Raw genomic sequence first — 23,207 nt, 5'->3', positions numbered from 1 at the left:
CGGGACGACGAGCCCAGACCCGAAGGAGCCGATCCATGTCCACGTCCGCTTCCACGCCCGCGCAACCGTCGTCCCCGCAGGGCCACGCCCGCCTCAGCCGCCGGAACTTCCTTGCCGCCGCCGCTGTCGCCGCCGCGGCGGCGGGGTCCGAGCTTGCGCTGCCGGGCCGGGCGAGCGCCGCCCCGAGCCGCCCGAGCGCCACCGGTTCGGCCCGGGTGACCTGGAGCTCGGAGTCCACCGCGAGCGGCTACGCGCCCAAGAGCGGCACCTGGTTCGCCGATCCGGCGGTCGGCCTGGCCTCGGTCGCCTACAAGCTCAGCCAGCAGGACAACATCGCGCTGGCCGCCTCGGGCAGAGACTTCGGGACGGTCATCAACGTCGACCCGGCGAAGGCGTACCAGAGCATGCTCGGCATCGGCTCCTCGATGGAGGACTCGACCATCCACAACCTGTCGCTGATGAACAAGAAGACGCGCACCAAGGCCCTCCAGGCGCTCTTCCACCCCACCAGCGGCGCCGGGTTCGACCTCACCCGCATCTGCTTCGGAAGCTCCGACTTCTACCACTCGCCGGACTTCTACACCTACGACGACGGCCCGGCCGATCCGACCCTGTCGCGGTTCTCCATCCAGAAGGACATCGACAACCACATCATCTCGACCCTGAAGGAAGCACTCCGGATCAACCCGGACCTCTTCATCTGCGGCACCGCGTGGAGCGGCCCGGCCTGGATGAAGGACAACAACAGCCTCATCGACGGCCACCTGCTCGACAAGTACATCCCCACCCTCGCCCGCTACTACCGGATGACCGTGCAGGCTTATGCCAAGCAGGGCATCACCGTCCACGCCGTGTCGCCGCAGAACGAACCCGGGTGGCCGGCGGGCATCTACCCGAGCATGCTGGTCAGCGCGCAGCAGTCGAAGCAGCTCATCAACGCCATGCGCGCGGAGTTCGACGCGCACGGCATCAAGACGCAGATCTGGGCCTGGGACTGGAACTTCGGCGACGTCGGGACCTACCTCCCCGACTCGCTCGGCACCAAGGAGTCCGGGTACACCGACACCTACCGCAACACCGACGGCATCGCCTGGCACGACTACTCCGGCGACCCGAGCGCGATGTCCCTGGCGAAGACCGACTACCCCGACCTCGACATGGTCCTGACCGAGCGCATGCTGTGGGGCACCAATGGCGCGGACCGGATCGCGCGGTACCTGCGCAGCTGGTCGACGGGCTACATCTCGTGGGTCACGATGCTCGACCAGAACCGGGACAGTCAGCAGCTGGGCCGCCCCGACCCGACGCCGCTCATCCAGGACTCCGAGAGCCCCAACACGTACTGGATGCTGCCCGAGTACTACCTGTTCGCCCAGTTCTCGAAGTTCGTCCAGCGCGGCGCCAAGCGGATCTGGAGCGACTACGGCAGCACCGACACCGTCACCACGGTGGCCTTCCGCAACCCGGACGGCACGGTCGCGACCGTCGTGATCAACGGGACCTCCGACGCCCAGGAATTCACCCTGCGCAGCGGGCAGCAGCAGCTCATAGACGCCCTGCCGCCGAAGACCGTCGGCACGTACGTCTGGACACCCTCGTCCTCGTCCACCACCGCTGTCGACGCCTACGGCAGGATCCAGGCCGAGGCGTACAACGACGCCTCCAGCGTCGCCGTCGAAGCCTCCGGCGACACCGGCGGTGGGGAGGACATCGCCTGGCTGGGCAACGGCAGTTGGAGCGAGTACCGCAACGTGGCGTTCGGTGCCCAGGCCGCCACCCAGTTCAAGGTCCGGGTGGCGTCCGGCGTCGCGAGCGGCGTCAGCGGCCGGATCGAGGTCCGGCTCGACTCCCGCTCCAGCAAGCCGGTCGCCGGCATCCTGGTGGAGAGCACCGGTGGCTGGCAGAGCTGGATCACCAAGATCGTCGACATCTCCGGCGTCACCGGCACCCACACCGTCTACCTGACCTTCGCCAGCGACCAGCCCGACAACTTCGCCAACCTCAACTGGTTCACGTTCACCCATGACACCGGTACCGACGCGTACGGCACGATCCAGGCCGAGAACTACCTCAACGCCTCCGGCGTCGTCATCGAGAAGACAGGTGACACCGGCGGCGGGCAGGACATCGCCTACATCTCCCCCGGCGACTGGGCCGAGTACCCCAAGGTGCAGTTCGGCACCACGGCCGCGACCCAGTTCCAGGTCCGGGTGGCGTCCGGCGCCGCGAGCGGCGTCAGCGGCCGGATCGAGGTCCGGCTCGACTCACCGACCAGCACCCCGGTCGGCAGCCTCACGGTGGAGAACACCGGCGGCTGGCAGACCTGGGCCACCAAGACCGCCGACATCTCCGGCGTCACCGGAACCCACACCGTCTACCTGACCTTCGCCAGCGACCAGTCCGCCGACTTCACCAACCTCAACTGGTTCACGTTCACCCACTGAGTCTGTCTCCGTGACGGGCGGCTGAGCGGTGTGGATCTGGGCGACTCGCCCGGGAGTCGGGAGACGCCCGGACGAGTCGCCCAGACCGCAGGTCCATGTCGCAGCCGTCCGCTCGCAGTCTCCGTCGAGGGCGTCTACACGAACAGCGCCGCCTTCGCTTGTGTGGCGGGTACCGCTGTGTGCACAGGCCAGGCGCCGGTCGAGACCAGCAGTTCGGCCCGGTTGAGGCCGGTGCGACCGACCGGCGCCGGTGTGATGGCCTACCGGTGCACGGGAGGCCCGCATGCACTGCTCCCCCTTGGTGACACCGGCCATGCCTCGGCCAGATCGCCGCAGGAGTTGGTGCTCGCCATCCTTCGGAGCCCGCCCACTCCGTCGACATCGCTTTACAGCCCGCTTTCTATGCGCTTAGATTTTGAGCATCCGGAGAAGCTAAGCGCTTAGATCTGATGTAAGGACCAGCATGATCCCCGCTGCCCTGCCCGATGACTCCGAGCTGATCACCCGCATCCGGGACCTGGACCTTGAGTCGAAGGTCCGGCTGCTGACCGGTGCGAGCCTCTGGAGACTGCCAGCCGAACCCCGGCTCGGACTGGCGACGGTGACGATGTCGGACGGCCCACAGGGGGTCCGCGGCACCCTGGACGACCCCGCGGACACCGGGCTGCTGGCCCCGGCTCCCAGCGCCTTGGCCGCGTCCTGGGACACGGGCCTCGCCGAGCGGCTGGGGGAGCTGTTCGCCACGGAGGCGCGGCGCAAAGGCGTCGACGTGGTGCTGGCGCCTGCGGTGAACCTGCAGCGCACGCCGGTCGCCGGCAGGCATTTCGAGTACTTCTCCGAGGACCCGCTGCTGACCGCGGCGGTGGCCGCGGCGATCGTGCGCGGTCTCCAGGGGCTCGGCGTCGGCGCATGCCTGAAGCACTTCGTGGCCAACGACTCGGAGACCGACCGCACCCGCTACCGGGCCCGGCTGGACGAGCGCACCCTGCGCGAGGTGTACCTGGCCCCGTTCGAGCACGTCCTCGCCGAGGCCGAACCGTGGAGCGTGATGTCCGCCTACTCCGGCGTCGACGACGGCACACAGTCGGCGCCGATGACCGAGCACACGCGGCTGCTGCGCGAGGTCCTGAAACAGGAGTGGGGTTTCACCGGGCCGGTGGTCAGCGACTGGTCCGCCACCGAATCGACGGCGGCCTCGGCGCTCGGCGGTCTGGACCTGGTGATGCCCGGGCCGGGCGGCCCCTGGGACGAGGCTCTTGTGGCGGCGGTCCGCGACGGCGAGGTGCCGGAGCACCTGGTGGACGACAAGGTGTTGCGGCTGCTGCGCCTGGCCCGGCACACCGGTCGGCTCGGGGAACCTGGGGGCATCCCGGCTTCGTGTGCGGCTGTCGCAGCGCCGGGGCCGGAGGAGTTCGGTCTGCTGCGCGAGGTGGCCACCCGCGGCGCGGTGCTGTTGCGCAACGAGCAGGACCTGCTGCCGCTGGCCCCGGAGCGGCTGGGCAGCGTGGCGCTGATCGGTCCGAACGCGGTGGCGCCCTACCTGCAGGGGGGCGGCAGCGCGTTCGTCCCGGCGGTCCGCACCGTCGCCTTCGCCGAGGGGCTGCGCGCCGCCCTGCCCGACCAGGTGCGCCTGAGTGTGCACCGCGGCGGCGACTCCCGTCTGGGCGCTCCGTTCGTGTCCGGCGACCTGCAGGCCGACCCGGACACCGGCGCGCCCGGGGTGCGGGCCGACTTCTTCGACGCCGACGGCACCCTGGTCGGCGGCGAGGTCCGCCGCGACGCCGACTGGAGTGCCTACGGCGCCTTCACCCTGGCCACCCGCCGCGTCGTCCTGCGTACGGTGCTGACCCTGACCGAGCCCGGAACGCACCGTCTGCAGGTCGGATGCGTGGGACGCTTCAGGGTGACCGTGGACGGTGCGGAGATCCTGTCCGGGGACGACGACCGGGGCGTGGAGCTGGTGCTCGACTCCAGCTTCCACCACCCGCCGCTGAAGGACATCGACCTCCGGGTGGGGGACGAGCCGCGCCGCGTCGCCCTCGTGGTGGACCTCACCGTCGTCGAGTCCGGCGGCTACAACCGCTTCGTCACCGCCCAGCTGCGGCACGCTCCGCCCGGGCCCACGCCGTACGAGGAGATCGCCGAGGCCGCGGCCGCGGCGGCCGCCGCCGATGTGGCCGTGGTCGTGGTGGGTACCAACGAGGAGGTCGAGTCCGAGGGTTGGGACCGCGCCGGCCTCGACCTGCCCGGCCACCAGAACGACCTGGTGCGCAAGATCCTCGCCGCCAACCCGCGCACCATCGTGGTCGTCAACGCCGGAGCGCCCGTACTCCTGCCCTGGGCCGACGAAGCTCCCGCCCTGCTGTGGGCGTGGCTGCCGGGCCAGGAGGCCGGGCACGCCCTGGCCGACGTGCTCCTCGGCCGCGCCGAGCCGTCGGGCCGACTGCCGTGGACGCTTCCCGCCCGGGCGGAAGACGTCCCCGTGCCCGACGCCCGCCCCCGCGACGGTGTCGTGGACTACGCCGAAGGCGTCCACGTAGGCCACCGGGCCTGGGACCGCGCCGGGCTCGTCCCGGCCTTCCCCTTCGGCCACGGCCTCGGCTGGACCGACTGGTCGTACGAGTCCGTGGCCCTTTCCTCCGAGCCGCCCGTCTCCGCCGCCTCCCTGACCAGCCCCGCAGGCGGAGACGGGCTCAAACTGACCGTGGAGCTGACCAATACCGGCCGCCGGGCGGGCCGCGAGGTCGTCCAGGTCTATCTGGAGCCGCCGCAGGACGGCCCCGACCGGCCGGTGCGCCTGCTCGCCGGCTTCGCCACCGTTCAGGCGGAGGCGGGCGCCCACGTCAGCGCCGAGGTCCACGTGCCCGCCCGGACCTTCCAGATCTGGGACACCGAGGCACAGGGCTGGCACACTCCTCCCGGCCGCTACCGGCTCCACATCGGACGCTCCAGCCGCGACCTGCGCCTGGCCGTCGATGCGGTCGTCGATGCCCACAGGGTCGGCACACGCTGAGACGGAGGCCGTCGGACAGGGGCGAAATGCGTTCGCCGCGGCCCGGGGGCATGACTAGCGTCTCCGGGCGTGGACGCGAACAACCCCAAGGACATCGTCCGGCGTGGATACGACGCCGTCTCCCTGCGGTACGGCGAGACGTACGGCGCCGGGACCAAGTACCAGCAGCTCCTCGGCGACCTGCGTCGGCGGATCTGATCGCCGGGTGGCTGCGTCCGGGAGGTTGGTTCGTGGCCACGACAGGGCATCGTGCCTGGACCGGCGTCGAGGAGGACTGGCTCGGCGGCGGGGCTCCGATGTGGTGGAGTCACGCTGACGCCGCCACCAACCGCGAGTGGATCGCCCAGGCCGGACTGACCATTGAGCGCGAGGAGTTCATACCGGAAGGTGACGGCGGCCATGCCCTGTTCTGGGCCCGCCTGCCGGTCGGCGCCTCATGAGCGCCAACACGGCGGACCATCGCGCCGCGGACCGTCATGCCCTGACCGGGCAACCCCTGCGGGCGGCCGCTCCGCGGGCCCTCAGGGCCGTGAGCAGCCGCAGCTCTCCCGCAGCACCACCTGCACCGGCAGCCGGCGCGTGATCGGCTGCCCGGCCGGGTCGGCGATCCGTTCCAGCAGGATGTCCACCACGACACGTCCCATCGCCTGCATCGGCTGGCGCACGGTCGTCAGCGAGGGCCGTACCACCCGCCCCGCCACGACTCCGTCGAACCCCGTCACGGCCACCTGCTCCGGGACCCGCACGCCGTGGTCAGCCAGTACCTTCATCAGGTCGAGGGCGATCTCGTCGCTGACACACACGAACGCCTCGGGCAGCGCGTCACGCGCCAGGACATCGGCGACGACGCTTTCCACGTAGTTCTCGCCGATCAACTGCGCGGGCTTGCTCGGCACGCGCAGTCCGGCTGCCCGCAGCGCTGCCCGGAATCCGGCGAACCGCTCCTGGGCGTCGAAGGTGTTCATGTAACCGACGAACAGCAGATCGCGCATCCCGTGCTCGACGACCAGGTGCTCCGTCATCGCGCGCATGCCGCCCCTGTTGTCGATCGAGACATGGCTCAGGCCGTCGTCCTGCGGTCGCTGCGACACGGCGACCACCGGTTTCCGGCGCGCGATCCGCTCAAGGACTTCAGCGGGGATGGAGTGGTCGGGAAAGACCGCGAGCCCGTCGACCCGCCCGACGATGTCGGTGACCCGGGTCGCGCTGTCGGCGTGAGTGGCCCCGCCGATCAACAGCGCGTACCCACGCTGCCAGCACTCGAGCTCGACACCACGCTGCACCTCGTGGACGTAGAGCGGGAAACGGCGGTAGTCGTCGTCGCCGTCGTCCCGGACCACAGAAACCTTGGCTCGGGACCGCGCGCTGCCCGCCGCCTTGCTCCCGAGACTCTCGTCGGGTTCCGGGAGGAAGATGTCGTACGAGTAGAGGCCCAGCGCCCCTGTGTGTCCATGTGCCAGCCCGCGCGCGCTCGCGCTGGGCACGTAGTTCAGCGCCTCGGCAGCGGCCTCGACGATCTTCCGGGTCTCCTCTTTCACCTTGTGGGGACGGCGAAAGGTCATCGACACGGTCGCGATGGACACCCCGGCGCGTTCCGCCACGTCATAGACCGTCGGAGCCTTCGCCACGTTCCCCCTGCTTTCCTCAGCCGCTTCCTGCCCCATGTTATGCGCTTAGACGGCGAGTACGGCCCTGGCTGCGGCGGAGCCCTCCTGGCTCCTCTCGGTGCCCGAGGGCGCGATCTTGGCGGATTCTGACTGTTGAGGAAGCTGATCGGTCGCGGAGTGAGGCTCGTCGGTTCGACGGGACCCGACCAGGCCGCCGATCGCGCGCCCGACGGCGGTCGCCGGTGGTGGCAGGTGAGAGCTTCGGCTGTCCTGCCGCTGAACTTTCCGCAGGTAGTGGCGTTGCCAGTGGGTTTCGTGGATCCTGCGGCTGGGCGGTTTCCGGGCAGGTCTCCGGCGGCCGAGCGCCGGACCGTAGCCGTAACGTGATCGGCATCGACTCTTTACAGCCCCGCTCCTATGCGCTTAGATTCCGAGCACGCTGAGGATCTAAGCGCTTAAATCAATTGATCCCTCCATCATCCGGTTGGTGGCGGTTCCCAGGAGAGGGGCAGCAATGGTGCTGAGGAAGACTTCTACGGCCGCCATGTGCGTGGCCGCCGCGTTGGTGGTGGCGGCGTGCGGTCGGAGCGACACAGGCGCGTCGTCGACGCCGTCCGGCACGGTGCCGTCCGGCAAGGTCAAGGGCACGATCACCTTGTGGGCGCAGGGCACCGAGGGCGAGAAGCTGCCCGCGCTGGTCAAGGGATTCGAGGCGGAGAACCCCGGTGTGAAGGTGAACGTCACCGCGATCCCCTGGGCCAGCGCGCACAGCAAGTACCAGACCGCGATCGCCGGCGGCACGACGCCCGACGTGGCGCAGATGGGCACGACCTACATGCCGGACTTCGCGGACGCCTTCCAGCAGGTGCCGAAGGGGATCGACACCAGTGACATCTTCCCCGGGCCGAAGGAGTCGGCGGTGGTGAAGGGCGACACGCTCGGCGTGCCCTGGTACGTCGACACCCGCGTCATCTACTACCGCACCGACCTCGCCAAGAAGGCCGGGTACACCAGCCCGCCGAAGACCTCGGCCGACTTCAAGGCGATGCTGAAGGCGATGCAGACCAAGGCCGGCGCGAAGTGGGGCATCAACCTGCCCACCGGCGGCAACGGCAGCCTCGCCTTCCAGGGCGCGCTGCCGTTCGTCTGGTCGGCCGGAGCGTCGCTGATGAACAGCGCCGGCACCAAGTGGACCCTCGACACCCCGCAGATGGCCACCGCGATGAAGTACTACCAGAGCTTCTTCACCGAAGGCATCGCCGACCCCAACCCCGACATCTCGCCCGGGGCCGCGGAGGCGTCGTTCGTCAAGGGCACGACAGGGGCCCTCATCAACGGCCCCTGGGACATCAGCACGATCAACGACGCCGGCGGCAAGGGCTTCGACAAGAAGTACAGCGTCATGCCGATCCCGAAGGACCAGAGCTCCACCTCGCTCGTCGGCGGCTCCAACATGGTCGTCTTCCGCAACTCCAAGCACAGCGCCGCGGCCTGGAAGCTGGTGCAGTACCTGTCCAAGCCCAGCGTTCAGGCCAGCTGGTACAAGATGACCGGTGACCTGCCGGCCGTGCAGTCCGCCTGGAACGACTCCAGCCTGACCGCCGACCCGAAGCTGGCGGTCTTCGGGGAACAGCTGAAGGACGTCAAGGCGGCGCCCAACAACACCGCCTGGAACCAGGTCAGCGACGCCGGCGACGGGCAGATCGAACGCATCGTCAGGGGCACCGCCCCCGCCTCAGCGCTGCGCGACCTGCAGAAGACCGCGGATTCCATCGGAACCGGGAACTGACCGATGGCGACCACCACCGCAGACGCCGCGGCCGGCGGACGCCGCGCCGGCCGGGGCGCGGGGCCCCGGCGGCCCCGGGGCGGCCCTTCGGCCGCACGGCGCCGGCAGGGACTGGCCGCATGGCTGTTCGCACTGCCGTTCATGCTGGTCTTCGCCGTCTTCATGCTCGTCCCGCTGGTCTCCTCGTTCCTGATGTCGTTCACCGACTTCCGAAGCGCCGACGCGCAGACGCCGTTCGCGGTGGACTTCGTGGGTCTGCAGCAGTACGTGGACCTGTTCGGGGACGCGCAGTTCCGCAAGGCCATGGTCAACACCGCGTACGTCGTCCTGTTCGGCATCCCGCTGACGATGGCGGTCGCCCTGGCGCTCGCCGTGGCCCTCAACAGCGGGATCACGCGGCTGCGTACGTTGTTCCGGGTCGGCTTCTACACGCCGGTGGTGACCAGCATCGTCGCCGTCGCGGTCGTGTGGCGCTTCATCCTGCAGCCCGACGGGGTGCTCAACACCGTGCTCGGCTGGATCGGCATCGCCGGTCCCGACTGGCTGCACAGCACGACCTGGGCCCTGCCGTCGCTGATCCTGATGACCGCGTGGCGCAACATGGGCACACTGATGATCATCTTCCTGGCCGGCCTGCAGAACGTCCCGGGGGAACTGCACGAGGCGGCGATCATGGACGGCGCGAGCCCGTGGCAGCGCTTCCGCCGGATCACGCTGCCGCTGCTGCGCCCGACCCTGCTGTTCGGCGCGGTCATGCTGTCGGTGGGCTACCTCCAGTTCTTCGAGGAGTCGTTCGTCATGACGCAGGGCGGCCCGCTGAACTCGACGCTGTCGGTGAGCTACTTCACCTACAACCAGTTCGGCTTCGGCAAGTACGGCTACGCCTCGGCAGCCAGCTACGTGCTGTTCACGGTGATCGCCGCGCTGAGCATGCTCCAGTTCCGACTGCTGCGGCCGAAGGACTGAGGCGGCGAACATGACCCACTCGACACCCACCGTCTCCCCGGCCGTACCGAAGACGCGCGGCGGTGGCGCATCGCCCACCGCCACCTCGCGGCGCGCACGCGTCCTGATCTACGCCGTCCTGGCCGTCGCCCTCGCCGCGACGCTCATGCCGTTCGCCTGGATGCTGCTGTCGTCCTTCAAGACCCAGGGCGAGCTGGTGCGCGACCCCAGCGGCTGGCTCCCGCAGTCGCCGACCCTGAGCAACTTCACGACCTGGCTCGGCGACCTGCACATCGGCGACTACTTCCTCAACAGCCTGATCGTCGCCGTCTTCACCGTGCTGGGCAACCTGCTCTTCTGCTCCATGATCGGCTACGCACTGGCCAAGCTGGAATTCCCCGGCAAGCGCCTGCTGTTCGCCCTGGTCATGATCACGCTCATGGTGCCCGGCGTGGTGACCTTCGTGCCGATGTTCGTGATGGTGGCCAAGCTGCAGATGGTCAACACCTACCCGGCCCTGATCCTGCCGTTCCTGGCCACGCCGCTCGGGGTGTTCCTCATGCGGCAGTTCATGCTCGGCATCCCCGACTCGCTGCTGGAGGCGGCCAGGATCGACGGCGCCGGGCAGATCCGGACCTTCACCAGGATCGTGTTGCCGTTGTGCGGGCCGCCGCTGGCCACCCTGGCGATCCTGACGTTCCTCGGCTCGTGGAACAACTTCCTGTGGCCGCTGGTGGCCGCCCAGACCGAGGACAAGTACACCCTCCCGGTCGCCCTGGCGCTGTACTCGCAGGGCCAGAACTCCACCCACTACGGCCTCCTGCTGGCCGGTTCGGTCCTGGTCATCGCACCCATCGTCGCTCTGTTCATGGCACTGCAGCGCTACTTCGTCCAAGGCATCGCCACCGTCGGCATCAAGTGACCACAGGGCCTGGGACAGCCCGGAGATTCCCCCCACAGGCAAAAAGGATCAATGTTCTATGAGTGGCATACGGAGGCGCACAGCGATGACGGCACTCGGCGGGACGGTCGCCGCCGCAGCAGCCGCGGGCACCGAAGAGGCGGCCGAGGAGCCTGCTTCGGCAGCCGCAGCGAAGGGCGGAACCGGCCCGTACGAAGCAGAGGCCCAGGCCCTGTTGGGCCGGATGACCGTAGAGGAGAAGCTGGGGCAGTTGCAGCAGCTGTCCTGGACGGGCGAGACGGGCCCCGGCGGCGGACAGACCGCACAGGCGGAGGAAGCCGCCCGCAAGGGCCTGCTCGGGTCCGTACTCAACATCTACGGGGCGGACACCACCAACGCCCTTCAACGGATCGCCGTCGAGGAGTCGAGGCTGGGCATCCCGCTGCTGTTCGGCGGCGACATCATCCACGGCTACCTGACCACGTTCCCCATTCCCCTGGCCCAGGCGTCCAGCTTCGACCCGGCGGTGGCCGAGCGGGACGCCGAGGTCTCGGCGGCGGAGGCGCGCTCCAACGGGGTCCGCTGGACGTTCTCCCCGATGATGGACGTCACTCACGACCCGCGCTGGGGGCGCATCGCGGAGGGCAACGGCGAGGACCCGTACCTCACGGCGGTCTTCGCGGCAGCCAAAACCCGCGGCTATCAGGGCGACGGCAAGAACCTGGACGCCAAGGACCGCATCGCGGCGTGCGCCAAGCACCTCGTCGCCTACGGCGGCGCGGAGGGCGGCCGCGACTACAACACCGTGGACGTCTCCGAGGCCCGTCTGCGCAACCACTACCTCCCGCCCTTCAAGGCAGCCCTCGACGCCGGCGTGGCCACCGTCATGGCGTCCTTCAACACCGTCAGCGGCGTCCCCGCCCACGGCAACGAGCATGTGCTGACCGGCATCCTCAAGGACGAATGGGGCTTCGACGGCTTCGTCGTCAGCGACTACACCGGCGTTCAGGAGCTGATCGTCCACGGCTTCGCCGCCGACGGTGCCGACGCCGGCAGGCTCGCCCTGAACGCGGGGGTGGACATGGAGATGGTCAGCACCAACCTCATGGACCACGGCGAGGAACTGCTCAGCAGTGGCCGGATCACCACCCGTCGCCTGGACGACGCGGTCTCCCGCATCCTGCGTCTGAAGTTCCGGCTCGGGCTCTTCGACCACCCCTACGTCGACGAGGAAGCGGCGATCACGGAGCCGACCGAGGAGGCCCGCGCCGCAGCGCGAACGGCTGCCGCGCGCGCCATGGTGCTGCTGAAGAACGACAAGGCCGCCCTGCCCCTGCGTGCGGGCGTCGGTTCCATCGCCGTCGTCGGTCCGTTTTCCGACTCCAAGGATCTACAGGGCACGTGGGCCGGTCCTGGGTGGGAGAAGTTCCCCTCGGCGACCGTGCTGGACGGGATCCGGGAGGCAGCCCCCAAGGCGAAGGTAACGGCCGTCACGGGGGTGAACCCGGAAGGTACGGACACCTCGGGGATCAGGGACGCGGTCGCGGCGGCCCAGGCGGCCGACGTCACCGTCGTCGTGGTCGGCGAGCCGCCGGAGATGAGCGGCGAGGCCGGCGCGCGCAGCGACATCACACTGCCCGGCGCGCAGGAGGACCTGATCACCGCGGTCGCGGCCACCGGCAAGCCGTTCGTCGTCGTCCTGGTCAACGGGCGTCCTCTCACCACCGGCGGCTGGCTGGACCTGGCCCCCGCCGTCCTGGAGGCGTGGCATCCCGGCATGGAGGCCGGCAACGCCATCGCGGACGTGTTGTTCGGCACCGTCAACCCCGGCGGCAAACTCCCGGTGACCTTCTCTCGCACCGTCGGGCAGATCCCGATCTACTACAACCACGAGAACACTGGACGCCCGTACGACGCCGTCGAAAAGTACACGTCCAAGTACCTCGACCTCCCTGACGGGCCTCAGTTCCCCTTCGGGCACGGCCTGAGCTACACATCGTTCGCCATCGGCGACCCGGCCCTGAGCACCCGCCGGATCTCGGCGGGCGCACTCCGCAAGGGCGACACCGTCGAGGTGGCAGTCACCGTGCGCAACACCGGCGAGCTTTCGGGCGACGAGGTCGTCCAGCTCTACCTCCATGACCCCGTCGCGAGCATCGTTCAGCCGGTGCGCAGGCTGCGCGGCTTCCGCAGGGTCAGCCTGAACGCGGGCCAGGGCACCACCGTCCGGTTCCGCCTCGGCGCCGACGACCTCGGCTTCTGGACGAACGACACCGGTGGACGGTTCGAGATCGAAAAGGGCGCCATCGACATCTACGTGGGCAACAGCTCGCTCGCCACGGCCAAGACGACGCTGACGATCGCCTAGCTGCCGGACGCAGCGACCACGGCGCTGTCAGCCGAGTTGGCTGGCGACGCAGGTGCCCCACGGAGGGTGAAGCCGGTGGGGCGCCTGTGTTGCCATCTCGGCGATCTACGCATCGCTCGACAGATGATCCATGATTTCCTTCCTGTCCGCCGCCCAGCGCCGGGCGGGGCAGGAGCTGGGCTCCGCCTCCGCTGTGGCCGATTCCAACCAGACGCTGCTGTGCACGTACCTCTCCGCAGTCCTGTTGCTCGGCCTGGTCGCCAACGCCGCCCTCGGCTGGTCGTGGGCCGACCCGATCGTGGCGCTCGTCATCGCGGGGGTGGCGGTGAAGGAAGGGCGGGATGCCTGGCGGGGTGACGGGTGTTGTGCCGTGCCCGTCTCCTCCGTGCCCGCCTCCTCCGCGGCGGCGAAGGTCGAGGACGCATGCGGGTGCCGGGCCGGATGCGAATGCTGCTGACTGGTTGGTCGTACGTCCTCGACTCGCGTTGAGAGTGCCGACGATCCGCACCGACCCGCCCGCAACCGCTCGATCACGAACTCCAACCCCTCCCACGGAACGCCTCGAGTTGTGTGGCGGGCAGGTCGCTGAATGTGCCCTGGCCGCCCGTGGAGAGACGATGTGGAAATAGGGCCTCAAAATCCGTGTGGCCAGCGGTAGTTGGCAACGTCACGTTTACCCCCGTCACCTGGTCCAGCAAAGGCTCCACGCCCCTAAGGTAAGCGTCACTACTGACAGTGACATCAAATTCGGTGGGCCACCTGTTCCCAGACGTTCATGGGCGTCAGCGAAATGCCAAGGTGCGGAAGGCGTTCCGGACTTCGGTGAGGGGCTGGCGGTCGCGGGTGTAGTAGAGCTTGTTGGTCAGCAGTACGGCCCAGCGCCCCTCGTGGGGTGAGATCCACATGCCGGTTCCGGTGAAGCCGTAGTGCACCCAGACGTCGTGGGCGGGGTTGGTGCCCGGAGCGGGGTGCCAGAACAGGCCGCGTACCGGCTCCAGGGCGCCGGTCTGAACCGTCAGCGATTCAGTCGTCCAGGCTGGGCCGAATCCGGCCTGCTCAGGCGTAGCGGTGTCGCCCAGCATGTAGCGCAAAAAAGCGGCGAGGTCGTCGAGGACGGTGAAGACGCCGGCGATGCCGCACACGCCACCCAGGAGCCGTGCGGAGAAATCGTGGGCGATGCCTTTGAGATGGGTGTCGGTGTCCTGGTCGAGTTCGGTCGGCGCGCACCGCGTGGCAATCTCGGCAGGCAGCGGCCCGAATTGGGTGGTGTTCATGCCCAGCGGCTGCCAGATCCGCTCCAAGGCGAGTTGGCCGAGGCGCTGTCCGGAGAGGTGTTCGGCGAGGTAGCCGAGGATGAGGGCGGCCCGGTCGGTGTACTCGACAGCCTCGCCGGGCTGGCGGTGCAGTGCTTCCTGCAGTACGCCGTCGCGGATGTCCTGCGGGTCGGTGCCGTAAAGGTTCTTGAGTTGGGCCCGCGGGGGAACACCGGCCGTGTGGGTCAGCAGGTGGCGAGCGGTCACCGATCCGAGCGAGTGGCCTTCGACCTCGGGCCAGAAGGCGCCGAGGGGAGAGTCGAGGTCGAGCTTGCCTTCTTCCCAGAGGGCGCCGACGGAGGACCATACGGCGAGGATCTTGGTGAGGCTGGCGGCGTCGAAGACAGTGTTGGGCCGCACAAGCACCTCCGGTTGCTCGGGGTCGAGGACCCCAGCGGTGCCGTGGGCGCGAGTTCCGGCGGCGTCGCCGACGGCCCATACAACGCCGGGGTAGACCTTGTCGCGGACGCCTTCACTCAGGAGCTGTTCGATGCGGTCGGTGCGGTACGTCATGGTCTCCCTGTTCGCCGTGGGCATCCCGCCGGTCAGCGTAGTGACGCGGGTGGGAGGGGTGGGGCAATGGCGTGTCGACTCGGGCAAAGGCAGGACGGTCCCTGCCTTTGCCCCTGGCGGGGCGCTGGACCTAGCGGACATCCCCGTCGGGCGCGTCGTTGTGAGCGAGTATTCAGCGGTCTATCAGTCGCAGGCCCGGTTCACGGCGCCTGTTCAGGAGAGTCGGTGGCCGAGGTCGGTCAGGGCCTGCGCGGTCGCCGAGAGCGGGTAGCGGGGCGGCGTTCGCACAGCCCGCCTGCCGCAGCGCGGACAGAAGACCGGGAGAGGTTCGCAGGCGATCCAGATCGCGGGTGAGGGCAGCCGAGTTTGTGAAATCGGTGGCCACTCCGGAGGCGGCGAGAGTCTCGTTGAGGCCGGGTACGGGTTGGTAGAGGACGGGCAGTCCACAGGCTTGGGCCTCCAGCGCGACCAGGCCCATGGCCTCCAGGGTGGTGGACGGTATGACCAGCACGTCGTGCTCGGCGAACGCCTTCCACAGTTGTGGACGGCGTAGCCAGCCGAGGTAACGAGCCCGTACTCCGGCCCGTTGCAGGAGCGGGGCAAGGGCCTGGAACTGAGCCCGGGGTGCGGCGATACTCAGTTCGACTCCGGTCACGGGAGCCAGGCTCTTGACCAGGGCATCTACGCCCTTCTCTGCGGTCAGTCGTCCTGCGTACAGCAGCCGTAGGTGGCTGGACAAGGTACGGGTGGGTCGAGCCGGTGGATCGGTGATCAGGGGGTCTGGGATTCCCCAGGGGATGTGGCTGATCTTTCGGCGGTCGACCTGTGGGGCGAGTTTGAGGAGGTGGTCGGCCATCGCGCCCGTGGGTACGACGATGGCATCGGCGGCCTTGGCGGTCTCGCGTAGTACCTGAAGCTGGTCGCGGTGGGCCTCGGCGAAGATCAGGTCTGTGCCGTGTACCAGGGCGATGCGGGGTTGCAAGGGCAGAGCCCGGATCAGGGCGGAAGCGGCGCCGAAGGCCAGGTGTTGGAGGTGCAGGACGCTGATCTGCGCTGGGTCGATTGCTGCTGTGAGAGCCTCGCGCAGGGCTGTGACGTAGCGGCCGAAGGCCGGGCCTTCCAGGCACTTTCCGGCGACGGGCAGTAGGTCAAGCCCGGCGGGAACGCGGTGTCTGGGGCTGGACCGGCCCAGCATGAACGCGCGTGCGGGGATGAGGGGCCGGTCGCCGGTGTAGAGGTCGAGGAAGAGTTCGACGCTGCCGCCCGGGCTTCGGGCGGGCAGGTCCAGCAGGGTAGCGACGAGCGGCCCGGTGGTTGGATGCGGGCTCACAGGACTCCTCCGGGGATCTCTTCGTAGAGGCGGGAGATGTCGATGCCGTCCGTCGCCGCGTACTTGCCGTCCTGCTGCTGGTAGCTGGCTGACGCACCGAAGGCGGTAAGGAAGACGAGCTTGCCGAAGGTCATGCCCGCGTAGATGCGGACCGGCCTGGCGGCGCGGATCTCCAGGGTCCAGCGGATGGCATGACCTTGATGGCCGAGCGGGGCGGAGACGTGGACCCAGACGCCGAGCGCGCCGATGGTTCGGTCGCCGTTGAGCATCTGGGCGTACGTCTCGGAGCCGGTCTTCTCCAGCGTGACGCCCAAGTAGAGCGTGCCAGGCTTCAACACCAGGCCCCCGGCAGGAATGGCCTGCTCGGTGAACTCGGTGGGGACGGCCGCGTCCAGGTCGCCGTCGCAGATGCGGATGGTGTCGCCGAGCCGCCAGTCGTAGGCGTTCGGAGAGAGGAAGGCGGGGTCGTACGGTTCGATCGTGATTTCGCCGGACTGGATCGCGGCGCTGATCGCGGGGCCGGTGAGGATCACGAGGCAACCGCCTTGAGCCGGGCCGCGTCACGCCAGTACGCGGACGGCTGTGGGCCGACGGCGGCTTGGTACTTGCCTTGGTAGAGGGCGATGTCGCCGGTGGAGACGAAGAACATGATCTGCCCGATCCTCATGCCCGCGTACACCCGTAACGGGCGGACCGGCGACAGCATCAGCGTCCACTGGCCGTGGAAGCCGATGTCGCCGATCGGGGCGGTGATCTCGACGAACAGTCCGAGTCGGCCTACGGAGGAGCGGCCGAACAACAGCGGTACGAAGGTGTCGGAGCCGACCTGTTCGACGGTGTGCCCGAGGTACAGCTCGCCGGGTTGGAGCACGTATCCGCCCTTCCCGATCTCGACCTCGCGGGTGGGGTTGGGACGGTGGGCGTCGATCACGGTCTCGGTATAGATCAGCAGGGTGGGGCCGAGGCGGACGTTGTAGCTGTTGGGGTTGACCTGCCCCGGTTCGAAGGGGGCGATGGTCAGGCGTCCGTCGCTGGCAGCGGCGGTGATCTCGGGCCCGGTGAGGATCATTGCTCGACTCCTTCGGTGGCATCGACAAAGCCCGGCAAGGGTGTGGCCAGGACGCGGCGTACGGCTTGGCCGAGCCGCAGCCCGGCTTGATGCGTCCGTCCGCCGAGATGGCTGTCGGCCAGGTAGTCGGTTGTCAGAACGCTGTCAGCGGTCGGTCTCCTGCTGCTTCGCGGGGCGACCGCCGCCAGCAGAAACGGCGACCGCGCGACCACCCATGACTTCCTCACCGAGGCCAAGGAGGTGGCTCGCTACGTCGCCTTTGACCGGCCCGATGCTTGGGCGAACTTCAGCCCCACCAACGTCGCACTGCACGAGATCAGTGCGGCCGTCTCCTTCGGCGACGCCGGCATCGCGCTGCAAACCGCACGGCCACTCATGCGGCGGCACATTCCCGTCCCCGAACGCCGGGCCGCGCTCTGGGTGGAGGCCGCCCGCGCCTACAGTCAGCAGGGCAGGCTCGCCGACGGCTACCAGGCCCTGCGGATCGCTGAGAGCTGTGCGGCACAGGACATCCGCCGCCCGGCCGTACGCGAGCTGGTCGCCGACATGGCAGCCCGTGACCGCCGCCGGGCGCTGCCCGAGCTGCACCACTTCAGTCGTCAACTGGGAGTGCCCGCGTGAGTGATCAGCCCCACAAGCCGTTCCTCCAGATCGTCGTCTGCGCGGCCGGGGTCGCCGCCGACGTCGGCAGACTGATCACCGCAGCACACGAGCGACGCTGGGATGTCGGCGTGGTCGCCACCCCGCAAGGGCTCGGCTTCCTCGACGCGGCAGCGGTCGAGGCCCAGACAGGCCAGCCCATCCGCTCAGCGTGGCGATCACCGGGCCAACCGCGTCCGACCCGGCCTGCGGATGCGATCGCCGTCGCGCCGGCCAGCTTCAACACCGTCAACAAGTGGGCCGCCGGGATCTCCGACAATCTCGCCCTGGGCATCCTGTGCGAAGCACCCGCCATGGACATCCCGATCGCCGTACTGCCGTACCTGAACTCCGCCCAGGCCGCCCACCCCGCCTACCGCCAGAGCCTGGAACGGCTGCGTGAGATGGGCGTCCTGATCGGCTCGTACGAACCTCACCGGCCGAAGGCCGGGGGCGGGGCCGACCGCTACCGCTGGGAGGAAGTGCTGGAGCTGCTCGCTCCCAGGGTGTCCGCGCGACCGTGATCAGCGCTGTCGTGCGGGCCCTCAACCTGCCCCGGCCGCCCGACGGCTCCTCCGGGGACACGCAAAAGGCGGGGTCCGAGAACCCCGCCCGCTACCGCTTACCGGCCTACCGTCAGGACCTCACCTCACGGCCACACAAGGCAATACGGCTGATGCCCCGCCTCATGCAACCGATGGCTGAAGTCCTGCCACTCGTGCAGCAGTTGGTAGACGTTGAAGGCGTCCCGAGGTCCGCCCCGGTCCGGCACCGTCGACCAGATGAAGGCTGCCGCGCCGACCGCCTCCTCGCCTATGCCCCGTAGCGGGTCGACGACGGTCATCGGGAGTTTCACGACCGCGTAGTCCGGGTGCAGGACCACGAGTTCCAGCGGGGGCACCTTGTTGAGGGGGACGCCCTCGATGCCCGTGAGGACCATCGCGGCCATCGTCTCGGGCTTGATCTTGGTGAACATGCCGTTCATGCCGAGTTCGTCGCCGCCGAGTTCCTCGGGGCGCATCGAGATCGGGACGCGGGCTGCCGTGGCGCCGTCCGGTGCGCCGAAGTATTTGTACGTCACCCCCACCCGACCACCATTCCCGCTCGCTGCCCGGAGTCGCTCGACCCTCCGGTCGACGCTCTCGGGCACACCGTTCGAAACCGTCGACCCGGGGATCTGCCCAGGACCGATCCCCTGCCCAGGACCCATTCCAGGGGCCTGCGCCTGTCGTGCCGCTTCTGCCGCTGCCGCTTCCTCCACGTCGCGTCGGTGCCTTCCCCGCCGGGCACGTCGAGGACCCAGGTCGTCAGTCCCCTCGCCCAGTCCGCCACCGCGATGCATATCTCCACCCGACTGCTGTTCTAGGACGCGCGAGCCCCGTCGCGCAACCCGATCATCGTGTCAGTGACCTCCCCCACGTCCGCCCGCCGAAACGTGCGTTGAAACACCTGTCCGCAGGATCTTCGCAGCCTCTGAACACCATCATCCGCCCATCGTCCGTATGTACGGCTCGATGAGCTGCGTGTCTCTGTGTACCTCGTGTGTGTCCGGTCCCAGTTTCGCAGACGGGTGAGGCCCGCGCCCCGCCCTCCGGCCGCCTACCCTGAGGGGGTCACTGGCAACCGGAGTCCGAGAAGTCGGAGAAGTCGCAGGTCATGAGCGAAACGTCAAGCGGGTCAACCAGCGGGGCAGCCGGCGGAACGGCGAGTGGGTTGCCCTATCCCTATGAAGCGCCCGTCTCTCAGGGCCTCTTCGACCGTGCGACGCGAGTCACACCCGGCGGGGTCAACTCGCCGGTGCGTGCCTTCCGAGCCGTGGGCGGTACGCCCCGGTTCATGGTGTCGGGGCGTGGCCCGTATCTCACCGACGCCGACGGGCGCGAGTACGTCGACCTGGTCTGCTCCTGGGGGCCGATGATCCTCGGGCACTCCCGCCCGGAGGTCATCGCCGCCGTCCAGGACGCCGTGTCGCGCGGTACGTCCTTCGGTACGCCGGGGGAGGGCGAGGTCGCTCTCGCCGAGGAGATGGTCGCCCGTATCGACCCCCTTGAGCAGGTACGGCTCGTGTCCAGCGGGACCGAGGCCACCATGTCGGCGATCCGCCTCGCCCGCGGGTTCACCCGGCGCTCCAAGGTGATCAAGTTCGCCGGGTGTTACCACGGTCACGTCGATTCGCTGCTGGCTGCGGCCGGCTCCGGTGTCGCCACGTTCGCGCTGCCCGACACCCCCGGCGTCACCGGCGCCCAGGCCGGCGACACCATCGTGCTCCCCTACAACGACCTCGACGCCGTGCACGCCGCCTTCGCCGCGCACCCCGGCGAGATCGCCTGCCTGATCACCGAGGCCTCCCCGGGCAACATGGGCGTCGTACCGCCGCTGCCCGGGTTCAACCAGGGGCTCAAGGACGCGTGTGCCGCCAATGGCGCGTTGTATGTGTCCGACGAGGTCATGACCGGGTTCCGGACCAGTCGGAGCGGCTGGTACGGGATCGACGGCGTCCGGCCCGATCTCATGACCTTCGGGAAGGTCATGGGCGGTGGGTTCCCCGCCGCCGCCTTCGGGGGACGCGCCGACGTCATGGCCCATCTCGCTCCCGCCGGGCCCGTCTACCAGGCCGGCACCCTCTCCGGTAACCCGATCGCGACCGCCGCCGGGCTCGCCCAGCTGCGGCTGCTCGACGAGGCCGCGTACGTCACCGTCGACGCCGTCTCCGCGCAGCTCCAGGGGCTGGTCGGCGAGGCGCTCGGCAAGGAGGGCGTCGCGCACACCGTGCAGAACGCCTCCAACATGTTCTCCGTGTTCTTCACCGACCGGCCGGTGCGCAACTACGAGGACGCCAAGACGCAGGAGTCGTTCCGCTTCACCGCGTTCTTCCAGTCCATGCTGGCGGACGGCGTCTATCTCCCGCCGTCGTCCTTCGAGTCCTGGTTCGTCTCCACGGCGCACGACGAGCGGGCCATCCAGAAAATCGCCGACGCCCTTCCGGCGGCGGCCCGTGCGGCGGCGGAGGCCACAGCAGCATGAGCGACATCAACAGTGGGACGAACGATTCCAGCGCCGACATCACCGTCGTACACCTCATGCGGCACGGTGAAGTCGCCAACCCCGACGGGGTGTTGTACGGGCGGCTGGACGGCTACCACCTCTCCGAGCTGGGCCGGCGGATGGCCGACCGGGTCGCCGAGCACCTCGCCTCGCGCGATGTCACGTACGTCGGTGCCTCCCCGCTGGAGCGGGCGCAGGAGACCGCGACGCCCATCGCCAAGGCGCACGGGCTCGATATCGCGACCGACGGGCGGCTCATCGAGGCCGAGAACGTCTTCCAGGGGAAAACCTTCGGTGTCGGGGACGGAGCCCTCAAGCGGCCCGAGAACTGGAAGCACCTGGTCAACCCGTTCAAGCCGTCCTGGGGGGAGCCGTACGTCGATCAGGTCGTACGGATGATGGGGGCGCTGGACGCCGCCAAGGACGCCGCGCGTGGGCACGAGGCCGTGCTCGTCAGTCATCAGCTGCCGATCTGGATCGTGCGCAGCTATGCGGAGCGGCGGCGGCTCTGGCACGATCCGCGCAAGCGGCAGTGCACGCTCGCCTCCCTGACCACCTTCACCTACCGTGGCGACAGGATCGTGTCGATCGGTTACGCCGAGCCCGCCCGTGACCTCGTCCCGGCCCATCTGCTCGCGGGCGCCAAGCCGGTGAAGGGTAAGGACAAGGCCTTCGGGGCGTAATCGCTCAGCGCCGTCTTTCACGACTTTCACGCCTTCAACCAACACTTCGGAAACTTTCGTCTCTTGAGTGATTAGTGACACAGTTGTTGCAATTGTTCCGAAGTGCGTGACAATACGGGGAACCTCCCTGTTCGTCGTCCCCTCTGACTGGGTGACCATCAGCGAGTACGACGAATGGGGACCCCATGCACGACAAGAACGGTGACGGCGTCGGCGGCTTCAGTCGGCGGGGTGCGCTCGGCCTCGGCCTCGGAGCCGCCGCCGCTCTCGGTACCGCCGGCTGTGGAACCGTTCTGCAAGACGGGTCGAAGGGGTCAGGAGGTTCCGGTGGGAAGAAGCGACCTTCCGGCAAGCCGTCGCCCACCGCCACCGCCAGGCCCATAGGCGACGGCTCCACCTCCTTCACCGGCAAGCAGCCCCACCAGCCCGGCAGGCCCGTGCCGCTGGAGCCGGGCCAGACCCCGCCGCAGTTCGTGATCTTCTCCTGGGACGGGGCCGGAGAGGTCGGCAACGGCCTCTTCCCGCGCTTCCTGGAGCTGGCGAAGACGCACGACGCCCACATGACCTTCTTCCTCTCCGGGCTCTACCTCCTCCCCGAGTCGCAGAAGCGCAAGTACCTCCCGCCGAACAACGCCCCCGGCGCCTCCGACATCGGCTACCTCACCGACGAGCACGTCAAGGCGACCCTCACCAACGTCCGGCAGGCCTGGCTCGACGGGCACGAGATAGGCACCCACTTCAACGGCCACTTCTGCTCCGGCCACGGCACGGTCGCCAACTGGACGCCCCAGCAGTGGCGCAGCGAGATACAGCAGGCCAAGGGCTTCGTGAAGGAGTGGCGCACCAACACCGGGTGGACCGACCTGCCCGCGCTCCCCTTCGACTACGACCGTGAGCTCATCGGCGGCCGTACGCCCTGCCTCCTCGGCCAGAACAACCTGCTCCCCACCGCCCGCGCCCTCGGCTGGCGCTACGACGCCTCCTCGCCCGGCGGCCGGCAGGTGTGGCCCACGAAGACGAACGGCGTCTGGGACCTGCCCCTCCAGGCGATACCTTTCCCCGGCCGTAAGTTCGAGGTCCTCTCCATGGACTACAACATGCTGGCCAACCAGTCGATCAACTCGACCAACGCCCCCGCCTACAACTACCCGGCCTGGCGCGAGCAGGCCGCCGGCGCCTACATCGCCGGTTTCCAGCGGGCGTACGAGACGAACCGTGCCCCCTTCTTCGTCGGCAACCACTTCGAGCACTGGAACGGCGGCATCTACATGGACGCCGTCGAGGCCGCGCTCAAGCACATCGCGCGGGAGAAGGAGAAGGGCGAGGACGTCCGGCTCGTCTCGTTCCGGCAGTTCGTCGACTGGATGGACGTACAGAAGCCCGAGGTGCTGGAGAAGCTGCGGACCCTCGATGTCGGGCAGCAGCCGGTGGGCGGCTGGAACGGCTTCCTGGCCGACCCGCAGAAGACCGCGAACGCTCCTGCCACCGCCGGCACCGAAGGGACCGGAAAGGCCGCCTGAAATGCGGGTCTGCTCTGATTGGCGTCTC

The 23,207-nt window shown here is 69.0% G+C and carries 16 protein-coding genes and 6 pseudogenes; 15 read left to right on the top strand and 7 right to left on the bottom strand.

Annotated features, from left to right (window positions below; all coding sequences use genetic code 11):
* Positions 1–35 precede the first annotated feature (35 nt).
* The 5 genes and pseudogenes from QA861_RS43095 to QA861_RS43080 form a co-directional block, all read left to right on the top strand.
* A pseudogene (locus tag QA861_RS43095) lies at positions 36–2,012 on the top strand (carbohydrate-binding protein); the annotation flags it as partial.
* A gap of 18 nt (positions 2,013–2,030) precedes the next feature.
* Positions 2,031–2,444: pseudogene (locus QA861_RS47335) on the top strand (carbohydrate-binding protein); the annotation flags it as partial.
* 463 nt (positions 2,445–2,907) lie between these two features.
* Complete coding sequence (locus QA861_RS43090; RefSeq protein ID WP_334594401.1) at positions 2,908–5,457, top strand: beta-glucosidase family protein; 2,550 nt, start codon at positions 2,908–2,910, stop codon at positions 5,455–5,457.
* 69 nt (positions 5,458–5,526) lie between these two features.
* Complete coding sequence (locus tag QA861_RS43085) at positions 5,527–5,655, top strand: hypothetical protein (protein WP_334594400.1); 129 nt, start codon at positions 5,527–5,529, stop codon at positions 5,653–5,655.
* 32 nt (positions 5,656–5,687) lie between these two features.
* Positions 5,688–5,897, top strand: coding sequence for a hypothetical protein (locus QA861_RS43080; protein ID WP_334594399.1), 210 nt, complete (start codon positions 5,688–5,690; stop codon positions 5,895–5,897).
* Between the two features lie 81 nt (positions 5,898–5,978).
* Here the strand turns inward: QA861_RS43080 and QA861_RS43075 are convergent, their stop codons facing one another.
* On the bottom strand, positions 5,979–7,085 hold the full coding sequence (locus tag QA861_RS43075; RefSeq protein WP_334594398.1) for a LacI family DNA-binding transcriptional regulator: 1,107 nt from the start codon (positions 7,083–7,085) through the stop codon (positions 5,979–5,981).
* Positions 7,086–7,578: 493 nt separating this feature from the next.
* On the opposite strand from QA861_RS43075, the gene QA861_RS43070 reads away from it, so the two are divergent.
* The 5 genes and pseudogenes from QA861_RS43070 to QA861_RS43050 form a co-directional block, all read left to right on the top strand.
* Positions 7,579–8,853: a sugar ABC transporter substrate-binding protein gene (locus QA861_RS43070; RefSeq protein ID WP_334594397.1), complete on the top strand. Its 1,275-nt coding sequence runs from the start codon at positions 7,579–7,581 to the stop codon at positions 8,851–8,853.
* Between the two features lie 3 nt (positions 8,854–8,856).
* Entirely contained in the window at positions 8,857–9,819 is a 963-nt protein-coding gene (locus QA861_RS43065; RefSeq protein ID WP_334594395.1) for a carbohydrate ABC transporter permease, read from the top strand.
* A 10-nt stretch (positions 9,820–9,829) separates the two neighbouring features.
* A complete protein-coding gene (locus QA861_RS43060; RefSeq protein WP_334594394.1) occupies positions 9,830–10,720 on the top strand; it encodes a carbohydrate ABC transporter permease in 891 nt (296 codons plus the stop codon).
* 58 nt (positions 10,721–10,778) lie between these two features.
* On the top strand, positions 10,779–13,067 hold the full coding sequence (locus QA861_RS43055) for a glycoside hydrolase family 3 N-terminal domain-containing protein (RefSeq protein WP_334594392.1): 2,289 nt from the start codon (positions 10,779–10,781) through the stop codon (positions 13,065–13,067).
* A 127-nt stretch (positions 13,068–13,194) separates the two neighbouring features.
* Positions 13,195–13,524, top strand: a pseudogene (locus QA861_RS43050) (cation transporter); the annotation flags it as partial.
* Between the two features lie 325 nt (positions 13,525–13,849).
* Here the strand turns inward: QA861_RS43050 and QA861_RS43045 are convergent.
* From QA861_RS43045 to QA861_RS43025, 5 genes and pseudogenes are all read right to left on the bottom strand, one after another.
* The gene (locus QA861_RS43045) at positions 13,850–14,893 is read right to left on the bottom strand and encodes a serine hydrolase domain-containing protein (protein WP_334594391.1); all 1,044 of its coding nucleotides are present in this window, start codon (positions 14,891–14,893) and stop codon (positions 13,850–13,852) included.
* A gap of 213 nt (positions 14,894–15,106) precedes the next feature.
* Positions 15,107–16,223 (bottom strand): annotated as a pseudogene (locus QA861_RS43040) (glycosyltransferase family 4 protein).
* Entirely contained in the window at positions 16,220–16,756 is a 537-nt protein-coding gene (locus tag QA861_RS43035) for a dCTP deaminase (protein ID WP_334594390.1), read from the bottom strand. The pseudogene QA861_RS43040 and the gene QA861_RS43035 overlap by 4 nt, the downstream one beginning before the upstream one ends.
* Positions 16,753–17,292 (bottom strand): dCTP deaminase, encoded by a 540-nt coding sequence (gene dcd, locus QA861_RS43030; protein ID WP_334594388.1) that lies wholly within the window; start codon positions 17,290–17,292, stop codon positions 16,753–16,755. The genes QA861_RS43035 and dcd overlap by 4 nt, the downstream gene beginning before the upstream one ends.
* Positions 17,289–17,435, bottom strand: a pseudogene (locus QA861_RS43025) (bifunctional metallophosphatase/5'-nucleotidase); the annotation flags it as partial. The pseudogene QA861_RS43025 and the gene dcd, both read right to left, overlap by 4 nt.
* Here QA861_RS43025 and QA861_RS43020 point away from each other — a divergent pair.
* Positions 17,428–17,913, top strand: a pseudogene (locus QA861_RS43020) (helix-turn-helix domain-containing protein); the annotation flags it as partial. The pseudogenes QA861_RS43025 and QA861_RS43020 overlap by 8 nt on opposite strands.
* The gene (locus QA861_RS43015; RefSeq protein WP_334594386.1) at positions 17,910–18,455 is read left to right on the top strand and encodes a flavoprotein; all 546 of its coding nucleotides are present in this window, start codon (positions 17,910–17,912) and stop codon (positions 18,453–18,455) included. The pseudogene QA861_RS43020 and the gene QA861_RS43015, both read left to right, overlap by 4 nt.
* A gap of 125 nt (positions 18,456–18,580) precedes the next feature.
* On the opposite strand, the gene QA861_RS43010 is transcribed toward QA861_RS43015, so the two are convergent.
* Positions 18,581–19,018 carry a hypothetical protein gene (locus QA861_RS43010; RefSeq protein ID WP_019061278.1) on the bottom strand — a complete coding sequence of 146 codons (438 nt, stop codon included), beginning with the start codon at positions 19,016–19,018 and terminating at the stop codon, positions 18,581–18,583.
* A 569-nt stretch (positions 19,019–19,587) separates the two neighbouring features.
* Here QA861_RS43010 and hemL point away from each other — a divergent pair.
* The 3 genes from hemL (at position 19,588) to QA861_RS42995 (ending at position 23,179) form a co-directional block, all read left to right on the top strand.
* Positions 19,588–20,955, top strand: a complete 1,368-nt coding sequence (hemL, locus tag QA861_RS43005) for a glutamate-1-semialdehyde 2,1-aminomutase (protein WP_334594380.1) — start codon at positions 19,588–19,590, stop codon at positions 20,953–20,955.
* Entirely contained in the window at positions 20,952–21,659 is a 708-nt protein-coding gene (locus QA861_RS43000; protein WP_334594379.1) for a histidine phosphatase family protein, read from the top strand. The genes hemL and QA861_RS43000 overlap by 4 nt, the downstream gene beginning before the upstream one ends.
* A gap of 185 nt (positions 21,660–21,844) precedes the next feature.
* Positions 21,845–23,179, top strand: a complete 1,335-nt coding sequence (locus QA861_RS42995; protein ID WP_334594377.1) for a polysaccharide deacetylase family protein — start codon at positions 21,845–21,847, stop codon at positions 23,177–23,179.
* The last annotated feature ends 28 nt before the right edge of the window (positions 23,180–23,207 follow it).

This window comes from Streptomyces sp. B21-083 (genome assembly GCF_036898825.1).
Classification (GTDB): domain Bacteria; phylum Actinomycetota; class Actinomycetes; order Streptomycetales; family Streptomycetaceae; genus Streptomyces.
Note: the sequence above shows the minus strand (reverse complement) of the source record. Positions and strands in the feature narration are given on the sequence as shown.

Coding starts and splice junctions, on each gene's coding strand:
- QA861_RS43070 (WP_334594397.1), top strand. CDS start 7,579: ATGGTGCTGAGGAAGACTTCTACGGCCGCCATGTGCGTGGCCGCCGCG.
- QA861_RS43045 (WP_334594391.1), bottom strand. CDS start 14,893: ATGACGTACCGCACCGACCGCATCGAACAGCTCCTGAGTGAAGGCGTC.
- QA861_RS43060 (WP_334594394.1), top strand. CDS start 9,830: ATGACCCACTCGACACCCACCGTCTCCCCGGCCGTACCGAAGACGCGC.
- dcd (WP_334594388.1), bottom strand. CDS start 17,292: ATGATCCTCACCGGGCCCGAGATCACCGCCGCTGCCAGCGACGGACGC.
- QA861_RS42995 (WP_334594377.1), top strand. CDS start 21,845: ATGCACGACAAGAACGGTGACGGCGTCGGCGGCTTCAGTCGGCGGGGT.
- QA861_RS43065 (WP_334594395.1), top strand. CDS start 8,857: ATGGCGACCACCACCGCAGACGCCGCGGCCGGCGGACGCCGCGCCGGC.
- hemL (WP_334594380.1), top strand. CDS start 19,588: ATGAGCGAAACGTCAAGCGGGTCAACCAGCGGGGCAGCCGGCGGAACG.
- QA861_RS43055 (WP_334594392.1), top strand. CDS start 10,779: ATGAGTGGCATACGGAGGCGCACAGCGATGACGGCACTCGGCGGGACG.
- QA861_RS43090 (WP_334594401.1), top strand. CDS start 2,908: ATGATCCCCGCTGCCCTGCCCGATGACTCCGAGCTGATCACCCGCATC.
- QA861_RS43000 (WP_334594379.1), top strand. CDS start 20,952: ATGAGCGACATCAACAGTGGGACGAACGATTCCAGCGCCGACATCACC.